Here is a 17,295-nt window from a genome sequence, read left to right as displayed (position 1 = left end):
GGATAAGTAGTAAACTTTGTATGTAAAAAGTAATTAAGAAGGTGGAAATATGAAAAAAATGAAATTATGGATAAAAATCGTTTTAAGTATATTTGTTAGTGTTTTATTAGTTACTGGAGTAGCCTTTAGTTATACATTTTATCAACTTGGCAAAATCAATACTACAAAAATATCGAAAACTGATGTGGATTTAGGTATTAAGCCTAAAGCCCCGCTAAAAGAAATACCTGGAAAACAAATACCTGCAAAAGAGATTCCTGCAAAAGAAAAAGTTCCTTTAGAAGAAGACAATAATGATATATTAAATATTGCTTTTTTTGGTTTAGATAGAAGGGATGTAAGTGAAGTAGGTCGTTCAGATTCTATAATGATACTTTCTATAGATTCAAAACATAAGAAAATAAAAATGTCTTCTATTATGAGAGATACCTATGTAAAAATAAATGGTCATGGTCAAACAAAAATCAATCATGCTTATGCTTACGGTGGTGCTCAGCTTGCCATAAGAACGCTTAATGAGAATTTTAATTTAGAAATTAGGGATTATGTAACCGTTGATTTTTTTAATTTTGAGAAAATTATAGATGCTATGGGCGGGGTAAATATAGATATAAAACAAGATGAAGTTGGTTTCATAAATGACAAGATAATTGAAGTTAGTAATTTGGAGAAAAAATCAATAGTCCTAATTAACAAATTAGGACCACAGACATTAAATGGCCTTCAGTCAGTTGCATATTCACGGGTACGGTATACTGATGGTGGAGATTTTGTGAGAACTGAAAGACAAAGGACTATACTATCAGCTATGCTCATAAAGATTCAATCATTAGGTGTAGCTAAATTTCCATCTGTTGTTTCTGAACTTTTAGCTTATACTGAAACAAGCATGAAAAGTACGGACATATTAAAGATTGGTACAAAAGTGTTTACTTCAAAGATAAAAATATTAGAGCAGGAGAGATTTCCTGTAGATGGCTACTGCAAAGGTAAAATAATTGATGGAGTATGGTATTTGGTTACCGATATGAAAGATACTAAGGAGCAACTTTATAAATTTATTTATGAGGACATAAGGCCGGTAGCTAAAGCACCACTGTTTTAAAAATCAAAAGATAATACTAATTGATTGCTTTATAGAACTGTTGAATTATATTTAAATATAATTCAACAGTTTTTTTTTGAGAATTCATCTTAAAGATATTTATAGAATACAACAAAAATATCTTTTTTGACTTTTATAACTTAGAAAAGATAATAGATACAAAGACTATTACAATGCATAATTTGATATCATCTTGTATAATAATACATATATGTGATATATTATTACAACAATTTTAACATAGTATAAATAAAATGGAAGATACTTATACTAATAAGAGAAATATAGTATATTAAATTTTAAAATTAATTACATAATTAGAATATAATGATAATTAATCTAATAATATATTTTTTGGAAACAATAAAGCATATTCTTATATGGTCACTTTGAATTTGAGGATATGTATAATAAAGGAAAGGCTTTTGAGCAAAATGATGATTCTATTAATGGAATTGAATTCTATCAAAGGGCTTTAATGCTGTACAAAGGTGATTATCTTTCTGAGGACTTTTATAATGAATGGGTAACTCCTATTAGAAATTATTATCATCGTATTTATGGCAATGCTTACTATATCAATGGCAAATCACAGGAGCAAAGACAGTAAAATAATTAAAAAGGCAATGGGGTCACTTCTTGATATGTTAATACAGGGACTACGTACGGGTGATGTTGTGTCAAATTTGAGTGAGAGAAGACCATAATGTTTTAACCAGATTATGATCTTTTTTTGTGCGATTTTTTATTATTTTGTCTATGTTGCGACTTATATAAGAGTCACTTGTGATTTGCTGAAGACTTAAATGAGAGTAAAGAAGGACTAGGTTGAGATTAACATATGTTACCATTTAATTGTACACAATATAAGGTATCGAAGTAAGGAGAATTGATTATGGAAATGAAGGATAAAAAGAAGGACTTAGAAAATACCATAAATGGTGTATCAGATTTCATGTTAAATATTACGGTAAATGGTAGTGGTGGTGTTCATGGGGAAATTCTGCACTGTGAATCCAAGGAGACAAAGTATTTTAGAAGTTTAATGGAGATAATTCTACTAATTAACGGAAAATTAGATGGAGTGAAATTTCAACAGTCCACTAACCAGATTCGCTCATGGGGCTTACATAAAGTTCCATCATCTCAAAAGGAGGATAGTGTGTTATGAATGAAGCGAAAAGAACATCAACAGAAACATCAACACCCTTCTTGGTAAGGATAAAATACCGGCAAAATACAAGCTGGCAGGGCACAATCCAATGGCTTGACGGAAAAAAAACAAGACATTTTCGTAGTTGTCTTGAACTTATGATGCTAATTGAAGGAGCACTACTAATAAGTGATGCAGGCAATGGTAAAAGAATTGAGTTTCATACTTGGGATGACAAAGGGGGAAACGAGTAGATTGTGAAGATCCATCCATGAGAACTACGAAAGTATTACTTTGGTGGTTCTTTAATATTTAATGATATTCTTTTAAAATTTGCAAATTAAATATAATGAACGCATTATGGTTTATCCAAATTTTTTTTGTTTGTGACTGGGATGTGACTGAGATAAGTTTGAATTATGATTATACTAAGACTTAAATGAGAGTGAACAAAGAGTAAAATATGACTGGAATATGATAGTATTAATTACAATAATTAACAAATAATTATCGATTTAAATAGGATGTAATATTATTTAAGTATGTGCACATTAAAATAAAACAATATTAACATTTAATAAATGATAGTAATAGGGGGATTATAATACTGTAAAAAGGGGGATGCATATGGAGGAATTAGGCACAAACTTAAAGCCGATAGAGGAAGAACTTAATAGTAAATATGAGAAGAACATAAGCTATTATATAGTCAAAAGAATCCTTGATGTTATAGGTGCTTTGTGTGGAATTTTACTACTACTTCCTGTGATGATTGTGGTGGCAATTATGATTAAGTTAGATTCAAAGGGAACTATTTTTTTTACACAGGAGAGAGTTGGTAAGGATGGCATAGGATTCATGATGTATAAATTTAGATCTATGTGTACAGATGCAGAGTATCTTCTGGATAAGCTCCAAGATAAAAATGAAATGACAGGTCCTATGTTTAAAATAAAAGAAGATCCAAGAGTAACTAAAGTAGGAAGATTCATAAGAAATACAAGCATAGATGAGTTACCTCAGCTTTTTAATATATTAAAGGGAGAAATGTCACTAGTGGGACCAAGACCAAGTTTACCAAAAGAAGTAGAAAAATTTAGCACATTTCAAAACCAAAGATTGCTTGCAAAACCAGGCTTAACTTGTTATTGGCAGGTAAGTGGAAGAAGTAATGTTAGCTTTAATGAATGGATGGAGATGGATGTTAAGTATCTAGAAGAGAGAAATACATGGATAGATATAAGCCTTATCTTTAAGACCGTAGGAGTTCTGTTTGGGGATGACGGGGCAAGGTGATTGCAGTTTTGGTGTAAGAAAAATGATTATGATAAAGGGAGGTAATGTATGCTTTGTGCATTGATAATGGCAGGTGGAAAAGGTACTAGATTTTGGCCCTTATCTACGGTGGAAAAGCCAAAACAGTTTTTGAAGCTTATTGGTGAAGATACAATGATTCAAATGAGTGTGAAAAGATTACAAAAACTTATTCCTATAGAGAGAATATTTATAGTAACAGGTAAGAAATATATGGATTTGGTAAGAGAGCAATTACCTAACTTACCTAATAGAAACATTATCATAGAGCCAGTAGGTAAAAACACCGCACCTTGCATAGCTCTTTCAGCTTTTCATATTAACAAAATATATAAAGATGCTACCATAGCTGTGCTACCATCTGATCATCTAATAAAGGATGAAAAGAATTTCTTGGAAGTGTTAAATTCAGCTAATGAATTTGTTGATAAGAATAAAGAGGCAATAGTTACAATAGGCATGAAGCCAGATAGACCGGAAACGGGCTATGGATATATAAAATATAGCCATATACATTCTGTGATTAATGGTTGTGAGATTAAAAGTGTGAAAAAATTTGTGGAAAAACCAGATATACATAAGGCGAAAGAGTATTTAGCAGATGGAAACTATCTTTGGAATGGTGGAATGTTTATTTGGAAAGCTACTAATATTTTACGACTTACAAGGAAGTATTTGATAAATACGTTTGAAGTGTTAAGTGAAATAGCAGCAACTCGAGAAGAAGATTACCATAGAGTATTAGAGGAAAAATATAATAATGTTGACAGTATATCTGTAGATTTTGGGATTATAGAGAAAGCAAAGGATATATACGTTATTCCAGGAGATTTTGGGTGGGATGATGTAGGGAGTTGGGAGTCTGTAGAGAGATACAGTGAAAAAGACGAGTTTAATAATGTTTGTGTGGGTAATGTGAAGAAATTCAATTGTAACAATACCATTATTATTAGTAATGGTAAACCTATTGTAATCTCGGGACTTCAAGATATATTTGTGGTTCAAAATGATGACATGATATTTGTTGGTAAGAAGTGTGGAATGGAGAAGATAAGGGAGCTTCAGATGAAAATTTAATAAGGATGGGCATATATGAAGGAATGAGAAAAGTACCTGAATGCCTTAATAAATAAAGGAAAAAATAATTTTTCAATAAATGGGGGGAGACAATATGAAGATTTGTTTAGTTGGCTCAAGTGGTGGGCATTTGACACAGTTATGGTTACTTAAAGAGTATTGGATAAAGCATGATAGGTTTTGGGTGACATTTGATAAAGAGGATTCGACATCATTACTTAAAAATGAGAAAAAATACTTTTGCTTTTTTCCAACTAACAGAAATATATTTAACCTTATACGTAACACTTATTTGGCTATAAAGGTACTAAGGAAGGAAAAACCAGATTTGATAATTTCCACTGGAGCTGCAGTAGCTGTTCCTTTTTTCTATATAGGAAAATTATTGGGGGCAAAGCTTATATATATAGAAGTATACGATAGAATTGATATTCCAACAATTACAGGTAAATTAGTCTATCCTATAACGGACAAGTTTATCCTACAATGGGAAGAACAAAAAAAATCTTACTCTAGTGGAATAAATATAGGAGGAATTATATGATATTTGTTACTGTAGGAACCCATGAAGATTCATTTGATAGATTAATTAAAGAAATAGATAGACTTAAAGGTGAAAAAATAATTTTAGAAGATGTAAAAATTCAACTAGGATATACTAAATATTTACCTCTATATTGTAGCTATGAGAGGGGTATTGGTTTTGAGAGGATGAGTGAATTAGCACAGGAAGCTAGGATAATAATAACTCATGGAGGACCTGGGAGCATGTTATTGGCCTTGCAGTATAATAAAATACCAATAGTAGTGCCTAGACAAAAGCAATTTAAGGAACATGTAGACGATCATCAAGTATATTTTAGTAAAAGAATGAAGGCTGAAAACAGAATATTAACAGTTATTGATATTGGATGCTTAGAAGATATTATAGTAAATTACAGTGAACTGGTAATGAATATTAAGATAGATGAAGTTAGTTGTACCAGTAACTTTGTAAGAAAATTTACAATAATTGCAGATGAGTTATTGATTTAAATTTGGGGGGCTAGATTTGAACACCGTAATCTTAAATAGTAGCATTTTATATTTAACAAGATCAATGGGATATGGGGGCGTAGAAAAGGTTGTATTACAATTATCAGATTATTTTAAAAATGAATTTAAGAAGGTTGTAGTTTGCTCTTTAGGTGGAAATTACGAAAGAGAATTGAATGAATTAGGTGTTAAACATTATAAAATAGGAGACTTTGAGAATAAATCATTAGTTAATATAATTAGAATTATATTTCAGCTATATAAAATAATAAACGTTGAAAAAATTACTTTAGTTCATAGTCAACATAGAATGGGTACCTTTTATGCTAAGATATTATCGATTTTAACAGGTGTTAAAGTAATTCATACTGCACATGTATTACAAGAGAATAGGAAATGGTTAGCAAAATATATACTTAGAAATATAAATATAGTTGCTGTTAGCAATGGAGTTGAAAATAATCTGCTAAACTATTTTAATGTAAAGGCTAAGGCAATAATAGTTATATATAACGGAGTTACTAATGAAAGCTTTGAATATAGGGAAATTCGAGAGTTAAAGAAATGCAAAGCCGAAGGATATTTTTTAGTAGGGACTATTTGTAGATTAGCTGAGGAAAAGGGAATTAAATATTTTATTGAAGCAGCATTAGAATTGTTAAAAACAGATGCTAAAGTTAAGTACGTTATCGTCGGTGATGGTGATTTGAAGGAGAATATTATTAATATTATTGAAGAAAACAATTTAAAAGGCATGTTTATAATTCTTGGGTTTAGAAAAGATGTATTAAATATAATTAATCAATTAGATCTAGTTATATTGCCCTCTCTGAGGGAAGGATTGCCATTACTTCCGATGGAGGTGTTTTCTCAAAAAAAAACAATTATAGCCACTAATATAGAGGGGACTAATGAGGTTGTAACAAATAATGTTGATGGATTATTAGTTGAACCTAGAAATTCCAAGCAACTAGCTGATGCAATTTATCATTTGTATTCCAATTCTTTAGAACTTAATAATTTAGGAGAAAATGCATATAACACCTATTGTGAAAAATTCAAATTAGAAAATGTTATGGGAAAGTATAAAAATTATTATGAGAAGATTCTTAATAATAAGTTTTAATCTTTTCTGCAGATATGGTTAGAAAAGGAGAGAATATGAAAATCTTATTCATTAGTGATGGTATGTCTTTGACTAATACAGGTATTGCCAATGTGAGTAAAAGAAACTATAACTTAATCAAAAGTGCTATAGGAGACTTGAATGTTGACTTGGTTGTCATTGGGAATAAATATCCAGAAAAATTCAAAGGCGCTATAAAAACTTATAATTCACCTTCTAACAAAATATATTCTATGATTAATTGTATGAACTTATATTATCCTGTATTGAATGGGTTCATAGTTTCGGATATTAAAAACTTAATTAGAAGGAACTGTTATGACATCATATATATAGATAATTCAATGTATGGGAAATTAGCAAAAAAAATAAAAAAAGAATTTATTAGTATAAAAGTGATAATTTTTTATCATGATATAAAATATCGATTAGCAAAGCAAGATTTGAAAAATTCAGGATTCCTATATTATCCTAAGTATATAGCAACAATATATAATGAAAGATTAAGTTCAATATATGCCGATAAAATTATAACAATAAATGAAAGAGATGCTGCTCAATTAAATGAAATTTACAACAAACAGAGCGACTTAAATTTACCTGTTACTATGGAGGATAGATTCAATGAGAAAATAGCTAATAAGCATACTCATAAAGAGTTACCAGTAGCTTTATTTGTAGGGGTAGGAGATTACTTTCCAAACGTTAATGCGATGAATTGGTTTATTAGTAAGGTGCTACCGCAATTGGACTTAAACCTTATAGTAATAGGTAAAAATATGGAGAAGCATAAAGATAAGTTTGAGGGTATTTCTAGTAAAGTTAAAGTGGAAGGCACAGTTGGGGATATTGATAGTTATTATTATAATTGTGATTTTGTTATTGCTCCATTATTTGAAGGCGCTGGTATGAAGGTAAAAGTTGCAGAGGCCTTTATGTTTGGTAAAACAGTTTTTGGAACCAAAGAGGCATTTGAAGGCTATGATATAGAAAAATATAGTGGTTCAGGTTTTTTATGTAACAGTGCCATAGATTACATCAAAGGAATAAAAGATTATATTGAAAATAATAAGGCTCATAATTATAATGATGAAGCTAGAAAGTTATACCTTGAAAATTTTATGGATAAGTTATATATTCAAAAGTTAGTGGAGCTACTATAGTAGTATAGGCTTAATAAAAATAATAGGGACACTTACTATTGTAAACTTATGGAAAGGTAAGGTGCAAATGAATAATTTAGAACCATTAATTTATATAATACTTTTAAATTATAATGGATATAAAGACACAATAGAATGTGTAAGAAGCATAGAAAAAATAAATTATGAAAATTATAAATTAGTTATAGTTGATAATAACTCCAAGGATGGATCTGAAGAAATATTTAAAAAGAAACTACAAAAGTATAAAATAATTCAGACAAATTGTAACAAAGGGTTTGCAGGGGGAAATAATATTGGAATTAAGTATGCGGTATATGAAGGCGCACAATATGTATTGCTTTTAAATAATGATACTTTGGTGGAAGCTGAATTTTTAACTAATTTAATGGATGAAACACTTAAGGAAGAGGATAAGCCAGGTATATCAATTGGTAAAATTTATTACAACTCCGGAATTAAGAAGATATGGTATGCTGGTGGTGGGATTAATTACCTTAAAGGTGAATCTTTTCAAATCGGGTGTGGAGAAACTGATGATGGTAAATATGATAGGAAAAAGAATGTGGATTTTGCCACAGGGTGCATGATGTTAATTAATAAAGAAGTAATAGAAAAAGTAGGATATTTATCAGAGGACTATTTCTTATATTATGAAGATACTGATTATTGTATGAAAGTAAGTAAGGCAGGCTATAAAATACTGTATTGCCCTAAATCCGTAATTTATCATAAGGTAAGTGCTTCAACGGTCGCCTTATCAGAAATTTATCAATTCTACATGTGTAGAAATAGATATTTATTCATAAAAAGAAATTTTAAAGATAAGTACAGGGTTATAGCCACCATTTATACCAATATATATATGGTTCATTGTATATTTAATGGAAGATATAATTTTAAAAATGTAATTAAAGCTATAAAAAGTTATCATTTTTTTAAGGGGAAAAACGAACAGAGGAGCATATGTAATTGAACATATTATATATATCTCATGAAATGGAATTAGGTGGTGCGACAATTGCATTATTAGAATTAATTGATGAAATGATATTAAATGGTGATAACGTCTTTGTAACAGTTATATCTAAAGAAGGAGCTTTTTATGAAGAACTAACTAAAAGAGAGGTTAAATTAATTATCGTTACCTATTATTTCTGGCTAAATAAGAGAATTAGAATAAGAAGTAAAGTAAAATTTTTATATGAAAATATTATCAACGTCATTAATGCGAGAAAAATTTCTAAGATAATTATAAAAAACAAAATAGATATAATTCACTCAAATACAAGTGTGGTTAATTTTGGGTTATTGCTAAGTAAATATACTGGAATACCCCATATACTGCATGTAAGAGAGTTTGCTGAAAGTGGATTGAATTTTAAATATCTTTTATCAAGGAATAAATGTTTAAGTTTTGCTAATAAGTATTCAGAAAAAATAATAGTTATATCTAAAGCACTATATGATGAAAATATTAGAAACTTTAGTAAAGATAAACTTACCCTTATATATGATGGGATTTCTATTAGAAACTTAAAAAAGAATGCAGAAGACGTAAAAACATTAAAGCCTTTTAAGATTATGATAGTTGGGGATGTAGCTCTTCACAAAAGAACAAAAGATGCTGTGCTAGCGGTGAATAATTTGGTAAATATGGGTTATGAGGAAGTTAAGCTGCTTATTGTCGGAAAGCCTACTGCAGGCTATGTTGAAGAGATAGGAGAATTTATTCGAGAAAATAATATTGAAAGAAATGTAATATTAATGGGGTTTAGAAGGGACATAGATTCTTTAAGAACAGATATTTGCCTTGAAGTAGTATGCTCGGGTAGCGAGGGTTTTGGTAGAGTTACTATAGAGGCTATGCTTAACAAAAACCCTGTAATAGGGGCTAATAATACGGCTACTGGAGAGCTTATAATGGACAATTTTAACGGACTATTATATAAAACAGGTGATTATATTGAGTTATCAGAAAAAATTAAATATTTTATTGATAATTCCAATGAAATTAAAATAATGGGAAATAATGGTTATAAATATGCTATTGAAAGATTTACATCAAAAGAGAATTCACATCAAATATATAAACTATATAATGCTATTTTTAAATTATAAAAATATATTTCGGGTTGGAAGAGTGGGTGAATATAATGCATCAAGATATATCAGTTAGAAAAAGATTTAAACTGAATTTTTTTGAGAATTTATTTATAGTCTATAGTTTTTTTCAAATGTTTTTACTTACTTGGCTATGGAATAGAAGTTTTTATAAATATATTTTTATCATTTATTTTATATATTTTATAATTGTTGTAGTAGATTCTAAGAAAAAATATAATTCAAAGAGTGGAATCTTCGGGATTATGTTTGTTTTATTAAATCTTGGAATTATTTGCTTAAATATAAGTGAGAATGGAATATCTACTTACATGGTAAGGAATGTATTTACTGTATTTTCAAATATATTTATCATTATTTTTTTTGAATTTATTATTAAGAATAAGAGAGAAGCACTAGAGCTGTTAGTAATAAAAAAAGTATCGGTAATTCTTAATTTATATTTTTTTATAAATGTTCCAATTATTATAAAACAAGTAAGTAGCATAGGTTTCATGATGAGATTTACAGATGGTAATCCACTATATTTTGATCAAATAACTGGATTAATAGGTGTAAATGGGACACATAGAATGACATTCTACTGGGTAGCATTAACACTAATAAATATTTATACTTATCAAAAAAATAAAAAAGAGTTGATACTCTGGATGATGATAAGTGAAATAATTTTTATGGTGATAATATCTTCATATTGTGATAATACAGCATTTTATTATTTTTTTCCTATAATACTTTTGCAGTTTTTTATAAAAGAACTATCCCAAATAAACATTAAAAATTTCGTAAAATTTATTGCTATAATACTAGTGGCCACAGCCTGTGGAATATATATATACAATGATAATCAGCAGGTTAACGACTTTTTTAATTCGAGGATTAAACAAAAATATGAGCAACTTACAGGGAAAAGTGGTCAGAAGGAAGATGAGGAAAGAATTGTATTGTTTAAATATGCACTAGAATATGGGGATGGGTATAAACTAGGTGCTGGAATAGGTAGTGTAACCTATGGAGATAGTATGTTGCCGCAACATTTTGGTATGAGTGAAATATCTATTTTAACTTACCAAGGGGGATTAATCTATTTAGGATCCATTATTCTCTTATATGCTTATTGCTCTATTAAACTTCTTAACCTTTCGAGTAAATTTAAAGTAGTTAATTTTCTGGTTTTTTTAATAATGGCTGTTAATTATTCAATTATGGCACTGTATACTCAGATATTTAGCACCTTCGAAATGATCTTTATGGTAACACTAATTTTAAGCATTTTTAATTTTAAGTATGGTAAAAAGCTTGAAAACAGACCTGGGAAAATTTAGCTTAAACTTAATAGATATAGTAGACTATTGAAATATAAACAAATTTAAAGGTTGAAAGGATTTATAAAATGAGAACTGAAAACTCTATTAAAAATACTGCGTATGGTTTAATTGGGCAGTTGTTTAGCACTGTACTGGGTTTTGTAAGTCGTACCTTGTTTATTTATATTTTAGGTGCCAATTACTTAGGTGTAAATGGACTATTTGGGAACATACTTTCTATGCTATCATTAGCGGAACTAGGGGTAGGAAGTGCCATAACATATAGTATGTATAAGCCTTTGGCAGAAAAAAATAAAAGAAAAATAAAGGCTATAATGGGCCTTTATGCAACTGCGTATCGCATTATTGGCTGCGTTGTTGCAATACTTGGGCTTATATTGCTTCCCTTTTTAAATTATTTAATTAAGGATAAACCTAATATACCTAATTTAAAAATAATATATCTATTATTTTTAACAAATTCGGTTATTACCTATTTTTTTGCCTATAAGAGTGCACTCATAATGGCTGATCAAAAAAATTATATTAATACTATAAACCAAGTTAGATACACTTTTGTTCAAAACATTATTCAAATGATTGTACTCCTAGTTACAAAGAATTATTTGTTATATCTAGGTGTCCAGGTAATATTTAGTTTTTTACTTAATTTTTCCATTTCAAGAAAGGCTGATAAAATGTATCCTTATTTAAAACACCACAAAAGAGAATATATAGATAAGGAAACTAAAAGAGACATATTTAAAAATACTGGTGCTATGATGTCGCACAAGGTAGGAGGAGTAATAGTTAGTAGTACAGATAATATATTGATATCTGGATTTGTTGGAGTATATTGGGTAGGGTTATATTCTAACTATGTTATGATTATTGGTATGTTAAATGGTATATTGGGGCAAGTATTTACAGCCTTAACCGCCAGTATTGGGAATCTAAATGCTATAGAAAGTAATGAAAAATCTCATGAGGTATTTAATATATTGTTTTTTATGAATTTTTGGTTATATGGGTTTTGTAGTATAGCATTGCTTGTGTTGTTTAATCCCTTTATTAAAATGTGGATAGGGTACAAGTATATAATGGATGATTATGTTGTAATTATGATTGTACTGAATTTTTTTGTAATGGGGATGAGACAAACACTTTTAATGTATAACACCACTTTGGGATTGTTTTGGAATTATAGATTTAAACCCTGGTTTGAGGCATTAATAAACTTGGTGATCTCTATTATACTACTTAAAAAATTTGGTATTGCAGGGGTATTTTTAGGTACATTAATAAGTACAATGACAACATCCTTTTGGGTAGAACCATATGTACTATATAAAAGAGGGTTTCAAAAGCCGCTTAGAACATTTTTTATAAAATATATGTGCTATACATTGGTTACATTAGGTGCAGCACTAATAACGTTACTAGCTTGCTCTATGTTTACTACATATACAATTTTAAGTGTAGCTGGAAGAGGAGTGTTTTGTTTGATTATTCCTAATGTAATATTTGCAGGTATATACTTTAAAACTAAGGAATTTAAGCACTTACAGGGAATAGTTGAGGGTATAATGCATAAGTAATTTGATATAAATGTGGAAGAACGAAAATAAGCGATAAATAACTGTCTATGTAAACAGTTATTTATCGCTTATTTAATAAGACTACTGTGACCATACACTAGGTATGATTTTTATTGAATTTTCTTTGCCCCTATGAATATATTTTGTTGGATGGAAAAAGAAATTCAACATACTTATTTTATATGCTATATATCCAACAAGGATAGGAAACCCAATACCAAAAACTAACCCTAAAGTTGCATGCAACACAAGATTATCTAATTTTAAAATTTTAGATAAAATAATACGAATACCTGCCATTGGAATTACATGGAGCAAATAAATATGAAAAGAATATTTGCCAATTATATTCAATATATGTACAATGAAATTATTAATTGTACATAAAAGGCTTGTAACAAAAATTACAAACAGTGACCCTGTTAATGCTAGCGTTATTTCTAAAATATTGATTATAAAGCTATTATGGATATAACTGAATTTAGTATAAACTAATATATTTAAAAAAACATATATTAGAGAAAAGAATGTTAAAGCCCTATGGTTACTTACAATGGTTTTATTCTTTAAATATAATATTTTTCCCATATAAAAATAGAAGGCATTAACACAAAAGCTATCTATTAAATAAATATTTGTTACTACATAGGGTGATGCTAGTTTTAATATAATTAATATTGCTAATATAAGATATTGATTTTTAAACCATAGTTCTAACAGTGGAATTATTAATAATACAATTAGTAATGCATACAAAAACCAAAATTGGAATAGTGGGCTAATTGGTATTCTTAATATATTTATTACGCTCACAGTACCATTAGTTTTTGAACTTAAAAAAATATTAATGGTGGCTTGCACTATTGTAAATACAAAATAAGGTATTCCTAAATTTAATACATTATTGAAGGCATTTTTTTTATATTTGCTGAAACAATTAATTTGCTTTGTTTTAGCATATAGATACCCACTCAAAATAAAATACAGTGGCATAAGAAAGCTAGCCAAAGTAAAGTCTATATATTTAAAACCTGCAGAGTTATACAGGTTAGCTGAAATAAGGCCCCTAAACATATGAGCAATAACAACTAAGAGTATTGCTACAGCTTTTGTATGAGAAATCCATTCTTCTCTAGTACAATCCAATAGTAGTACCTCCTTTAATTATCAATTCATTAAATTTAAAGCTAAACTATCTACAGTTATAACATATTATGTAAAATGAAACGTTTGTATAACTAAATCAGTTAAATGTTTACAGAATAATTAACTAGGGTCTACAAAATAAAAAAGAGCTAAAGCTCTTTTTTATTAATCCCACATTTTTGCACTTAAACGAATTGAATTAATCCCATCAATCCTTGCAACTATGCTTTTATCGTTATCTGAGTCTACCCCGTATACTGCAGTTACTCCTGAACCAGCTACTAATGAATCATTTTTATATATCTCATAGAACTTATAACCATCAGTAGCATAAACTTGACCTTTTAATAAAGCATCATTAGTTACATTTCCACTAGAGGCATTAGCAACTAACGAAAATCCAAAATATGCTTTTGAATTTTCAAAATCTATAGCTGCAGTGCAGCCGATGGGAACTTCTGTATTTGCATCTTTACCCCATCCCGGTTGAATTAAAAAGGCAGTTTCAAAACTTAAATTTTGTTGTGTTTTGGTTTTTGTAGTTGGTCTATCATATCTTAATACAGAAACTATCCTTGAATCTGATAGGAATAATACACAGTTTTTTAAAGGAATTATTTGGGTTATTTGCGTAGGAGCATCTCCATTAGTTGACGATTTAGTCCAAGTTGCTCCCATATCTTTGCTGAAAAATATCATTTGAGCATCCATACCATCACCGGTAGATACCCATAACATTGGCATACCGTCTGAATTTAATTCGTAGGGATCTATAGCACAATCGTGGGTATGAAATTTTGTAGTGCCATCTCCAATAGAACCATCTTGTTTAACAATATCAAAACATTCTCTTATTGTTACTCCATAATCTTCGCTAATATATGCCTTTGTTGCAGCTCCTATTGTGTTACTATATTGGGTAAACATTACATAGTTTTTATAAGCTTTGGCCCCAAATAAATCATGTGTTGGTGAATTTAACATATCAAACACTTCATTAAAGGTAGCAAAATTATCTGTTGATAAAAATATTTTACCACCCCTATCCCATACTAAAACATTACCATTATCAAGTATCAACATTTTATAAACATCAGTTGCGCCTATAATGGTGCATACATTTGTTGAAAACTCGTCAACACCCCAATTATCAGAACGGTATATTATATTACCAACAACTGAATATGATTTGCCATCTTTAACTGCTAGCAATTTACCTAATGAAGCAATCGTGTTTAGAACTGTTGGAGTAGGTGCTGCATTATTATAATCTCCTATAATTTGTACAGGCTGTCCTTGTGAAGGGTCTTGAATATATACAGATGCAGTTAAATTACTTTTTCCATTCCAACCATTTATATTCATAAATTTAATATTCTTAAACTGCTTAGTATCAATAGAATAAACTCCCGAAGTTGATACGAAATTTAATGAATTACCTGTGTTTAAATTAATTAATGGCAGTGGGTCAGAGGTATAAACACCAGGGGAAATTTCACCGTGCACATATATAAGAGTATCATAAGACTTTGTTACTTTTAAAAATACACTTTCAAACTGTGAACAATCAAAAATCACACTTGTATCAGAAGCTGGTGAATTAAAAATTTTTGTTATAAGAGGGTCAGTAGGTACATTATAATTAATTATGCAAGTTTGTGATAGTACTTCTCCGTTAACCCCATTACTATTTATGCTTATTGTATGATTGCCCATTGACAAGGTGGATATATCAAGTGCATAACTAAAACCGCTAGTTGCACCACCTACATACCCAGGGAAAGCAGCGAATACATCTGGTCTTTCTATTCCTAAAGTTGCATCCCCACTGTATATATTATCAACATAGACTTGTACATTTTTAATTTCAGAAGGAGCAAGCGCCCAACCATTAATAGAAAGTGGTGTTTCTGAAGTTGTTATAGTTGAACCATCTGTGGGATTGTCTATGAATGCTTTTGAGGATAAATTTGTAGTTATTATAATATTTTGTGATAATACATCTCCACTCACACCAATACTATTTACAGTTATAGTGTGATTACCACCTGATAATGAAGAAATGTCAAAAGTATAAGAGAAGCCACTAGTTGCACCACCTACATATCCAGGAAAAGCTGTATTTACATCTGGTCGTGATATTCCTAAAGTTGCATCTCCATCGTGTGTATTATCAATGTATACTTGGACACTTTTAATGCCAGAAGGATCAAGGGCCCAACCATCAATGGATAGAGTGGTTTCTGAAGCTGGTATAGTTAGACCGTCTGCGGGAGTGTCGATGAATGATCTTGAGGGTAAATTCAAAGTTATCATAATATCTTGTGATAATACTTCTCCACTCACACCAATACTGTTTACAGTTATAGTGTGGGTAGCCTTTGATAATTTTGATATATCTAAAGTATAATTAAATCCGCTAGTTGCACCACCTATATAACCAGGGAAAGCAGAATCTACATCTTGTCGTGAGATTCCTAAAGTTGCATCTCCAAAGTATATATTATCAATATATACTTTGACAGTTTTAATGCCAGAAGGATCAAGAGCCCAACCATCTATGGAAAGTGAAGTTTCTGAAGTTTTTATAGTTAAACCATCTGTTGGAGTGTCTATAAATGCTCTTGAGGGTAAAGCTATGGTTATTTGAAGTTCTTGTGATAATACCTCTCCGCTCATTCCAATACTATTTACAGTTATAGTGTGATTACCTTTTGAGAATGATGATATATCTAAGGTATAATTAAAACCGCTAGTTGCACCATCTATATAGCCAGGAAAAGCAGTATTTACATCAGGCCTAGATATTCCTAAAATTGCATCTCCACTATATATATTATCAATATATACTTGTACACTTTTAATGCCAGAAGGATCAAGTGCCCAACCGTCAATGGAGAGCGGAGTCTCTGAAGTTTTTATAGTTACTCCATCGGTTGGAGTGTCTATAAATAATTTTGGTAAAGAGGTTGCAGCCTCAACTATTGCTGAAGCTGCGAAGGTGTTACTAGACAAACAAATAATTAAAAAACTAATTGTAAATAGAAGTCGAAAAATTTTTTTCATTAATAACCTCCTTGTTAATACCTTTATATTACTTATTTTATCACTTAAGCAATAAACTTACAATTAAGGAGATAAATATTT

16 protein-coding genes are annotated in these 17,295 nt (G+C 29.7%); 14 read left to right on the top strand and 2 right to left on the bottom strand.

All coding sequences use genetic code 11. The features are described 5' to 3' along the window. The first annotated feature begins 49 nt into the window (after nucleotides 1-49). The 14 genes from KPL51_RS17000 (at nucleotide 50) to KPL51_RS16935 (ending at nucleotide 13,002) form a co-directional block, all read left to right on the top strand. Complete coding sequence (locus tag KPL51_RS17000; protein WP_224854422.1) at nucleotides 50-1,105, top strand: LCP family protein; 1,056 nt, start codon at nucleotides 50-52, stop codon at nucleotides 1,103-1,105. Between the two features lie 403 nt (nucleotides 1,106-1,508). Beyond that, entirely contained in the window at nucleotides 1,509-1,715 is a 207-nt protein-coding gene (locus KPL51_RS16995) for a hypothetical protein (protein ID WP_216163942.1), read from the top strand. Between the two features lie 285 nt (nucleotides 1,716-2,000). After that, the gene (locus KPL51_RS16990; RefSeq protein ID WP_216163940.1) at nucleotides 2,001-2,276 is read left to right on the top strand and encodes a hypothetical protein; all 276 of its coding nucleotides are present in this window, start codon (nucleotides 2,001-2,003) and stop codon (nucleotides 2,274-2,276) included. After that, a complete protein-coding gene (locus KPL51_RS16985) occupies nucleotides 2,273-2,512 on the top strand; it encodes a hypothetical protein (protein ID WP_216163939.1) in 240 nt (79 codons plus the stop codon). Before KPL51_RS16990 ends, KPL51_RS16985 begins: the two co-directional genes overlap by 4 nt. A 373-nt stretch (nucleotides 2,513-2,885) precedes the next feature. Further along, a complete protein-coding gene (locus KPL51_RS16980) occupies nucleotides 2,886-3,554 on the top strand; it encodes a sugar transferase (RefSeq protein WP_216163937.1) in 669 nt (222 codons plus the stop codon). 48 nt (nucleotides 3,555-3,602) lie between these two features. Continuing rightward, nucleotides 3,603-4,649: a mannose-1-phosphate guanylyltransferase gene (locus KPL51_RS16975; RefSeq protein WP_216163935.1), complete on the top strand. Its 1,047-nt coding sequence runs from the start codon at nucleotides 3,603-3,605 to the stop codon at nucleotides 4,647-4,649. Nucleotides 4,650-4,743: 94 nt separating this feature from the next. Beyond that, entirely contained in the window at nucleotides 4,744-5,193 is a 450-nt protein-coding gene (pssD, locus tag KPL51_RS16970; protein WP_216163933.1) for a PssD/Cps14F family polysaccharide biosynthesis glycosyltransferase, read from the top strand. After that, the gene (locus KPL51_RS16965) at nucleotides 5,190-5,684 is read left to right on the top strand and encodes a glycosyltransferase (RefSeq protein WP_216163932.1); all 495 of its coding nucleotides are present in this window, start codon (nucleotides 5,190-5,192) and stop codon (nucleotides 5,682-5,684) included. The genes pssD and KPL51_RS16965 overlap by 4 nt, the downstream gene beginning before the upstream one ends. Before the next feature lie 16 nt (nucleotides 5,685-5,700). After that, nucleotides 5,701-6,810, top strand: coding sequence for a glycosyltransferase family 4 protein (locus KPL51_RS16960; RefSeq protein ID WP_216163931.1), 1,110 nt, complete (start codon nucleotides 5,701-5,703; stop codon nucleotides 6,808-6,810). A gap of 35 nt (nucleotides 6,811-6,845) precedes the next feature. Beyond that, nucleotides 6,846-7,973, top strand: coding sequence for a glycosyltransferase (locus KPL51_RS16955; protein ID WP_216163930.1), 1,128 nt, complete (start codon nucleotides 6,846-6,848; stop codon nucleotides 7,971-7,973). Between the two features lie 67 nt (nucleotides 7,974-8,040). After that, nucleotides 8,041-8,949, top strand: coding sequence for a glycosyltransferase family 2 protein (locus KPL51_RS16950; protein WP_216163929.1), 909 nt, complete (start codon nucleotides 8,041-8,043; stop codon nucleotides 8,947-8,949). After that, nucleotides 8,946-10,094: a glycosyltransferase gene (locus KPL51_RS16945; protein ID WP_216163928.1), complete on the top strand. Its 1,149-nt coding sequence runs from the start codon at nucleotides 8,946-8,948 to the stop codon at nucleotides 10,092-10,094. Before KPL51_RS16950 ends, KPL51_RS16945 begins: the two co-directional genes overlap by 4 nt. 35 nt (nucleotides 10,095-10,129) lie before the next feature. After that, complete coding sequence (locus KPL51_RS16940; protein ID WP_216163927.1) at nucleotides 10,130-11,422, top strand: hypothetical protein; 1,293 nt, start codon at nucleotides 10,130-10,132, stop codon at nucleotides 11,420-11,422. 68 nt (nucleotides 11,423-11,490) lie between these two features. Further along, nucleotides 11,491-13,002: an oligosaccharide flippase family protein gene (locus KPL51_RS16935; RefSeq protein WP_216163925.1), complete on the top strand. Its 1,512-nt coding sequence runs from the start codon at nucleotides 11,491-11,493 to the stop codon at nucleotides 13,000-13,002. 81 nt (nucleotides 13,003-13,083) lie between these two features. Here KPL51_RS16935 and KPL51_RS16930 read toward each other — a convergent pair whose 3' ends face one another. Together KPL51_RS16930 and KPL51_RS16925 are read right to left on the bottom strand one after the other, a co-directional pair. Continuing rightward, nucleotides 13,084-14,148, bottom strand: a complete 1,065-nt coding sequence (locus KPL51_RS16930; protein WP_216163923.1) for an acyltransferase family protein — start codon at nucleotides 14,146-14,148, stop codon at nucleotides 13,084-13,086. Nucleotides 14,149-14,313: 165 nt separating this feature from the next. After that, nucleotides 14,314-17,214, bottom strand: coding sequence for an Ig-like domain-containing protein (locus tag KPL51_RS16925; RefSeq protein ID WP_216163921.1), 2,901 nt, complete (start codon nucleotides 17,212-17,214; stop codon nucleotides 14,314-14,316). Nucleotides 17,215-17,295 lie beyond the last annotated feature (81 nt).

Source organism: Clostridium bowmanii (assembly GCF_018861315.1).
Classification (GTDB): domain Bacteria; phylum Bacillota; class Clostridia; order Clostridiales; family Clostridiaceae; genus Clostridium_AD; species Clostridium_AD bowmanii.
This window is presented reverse-complemented; position numbering and strand designations above follow the sequence as displayed.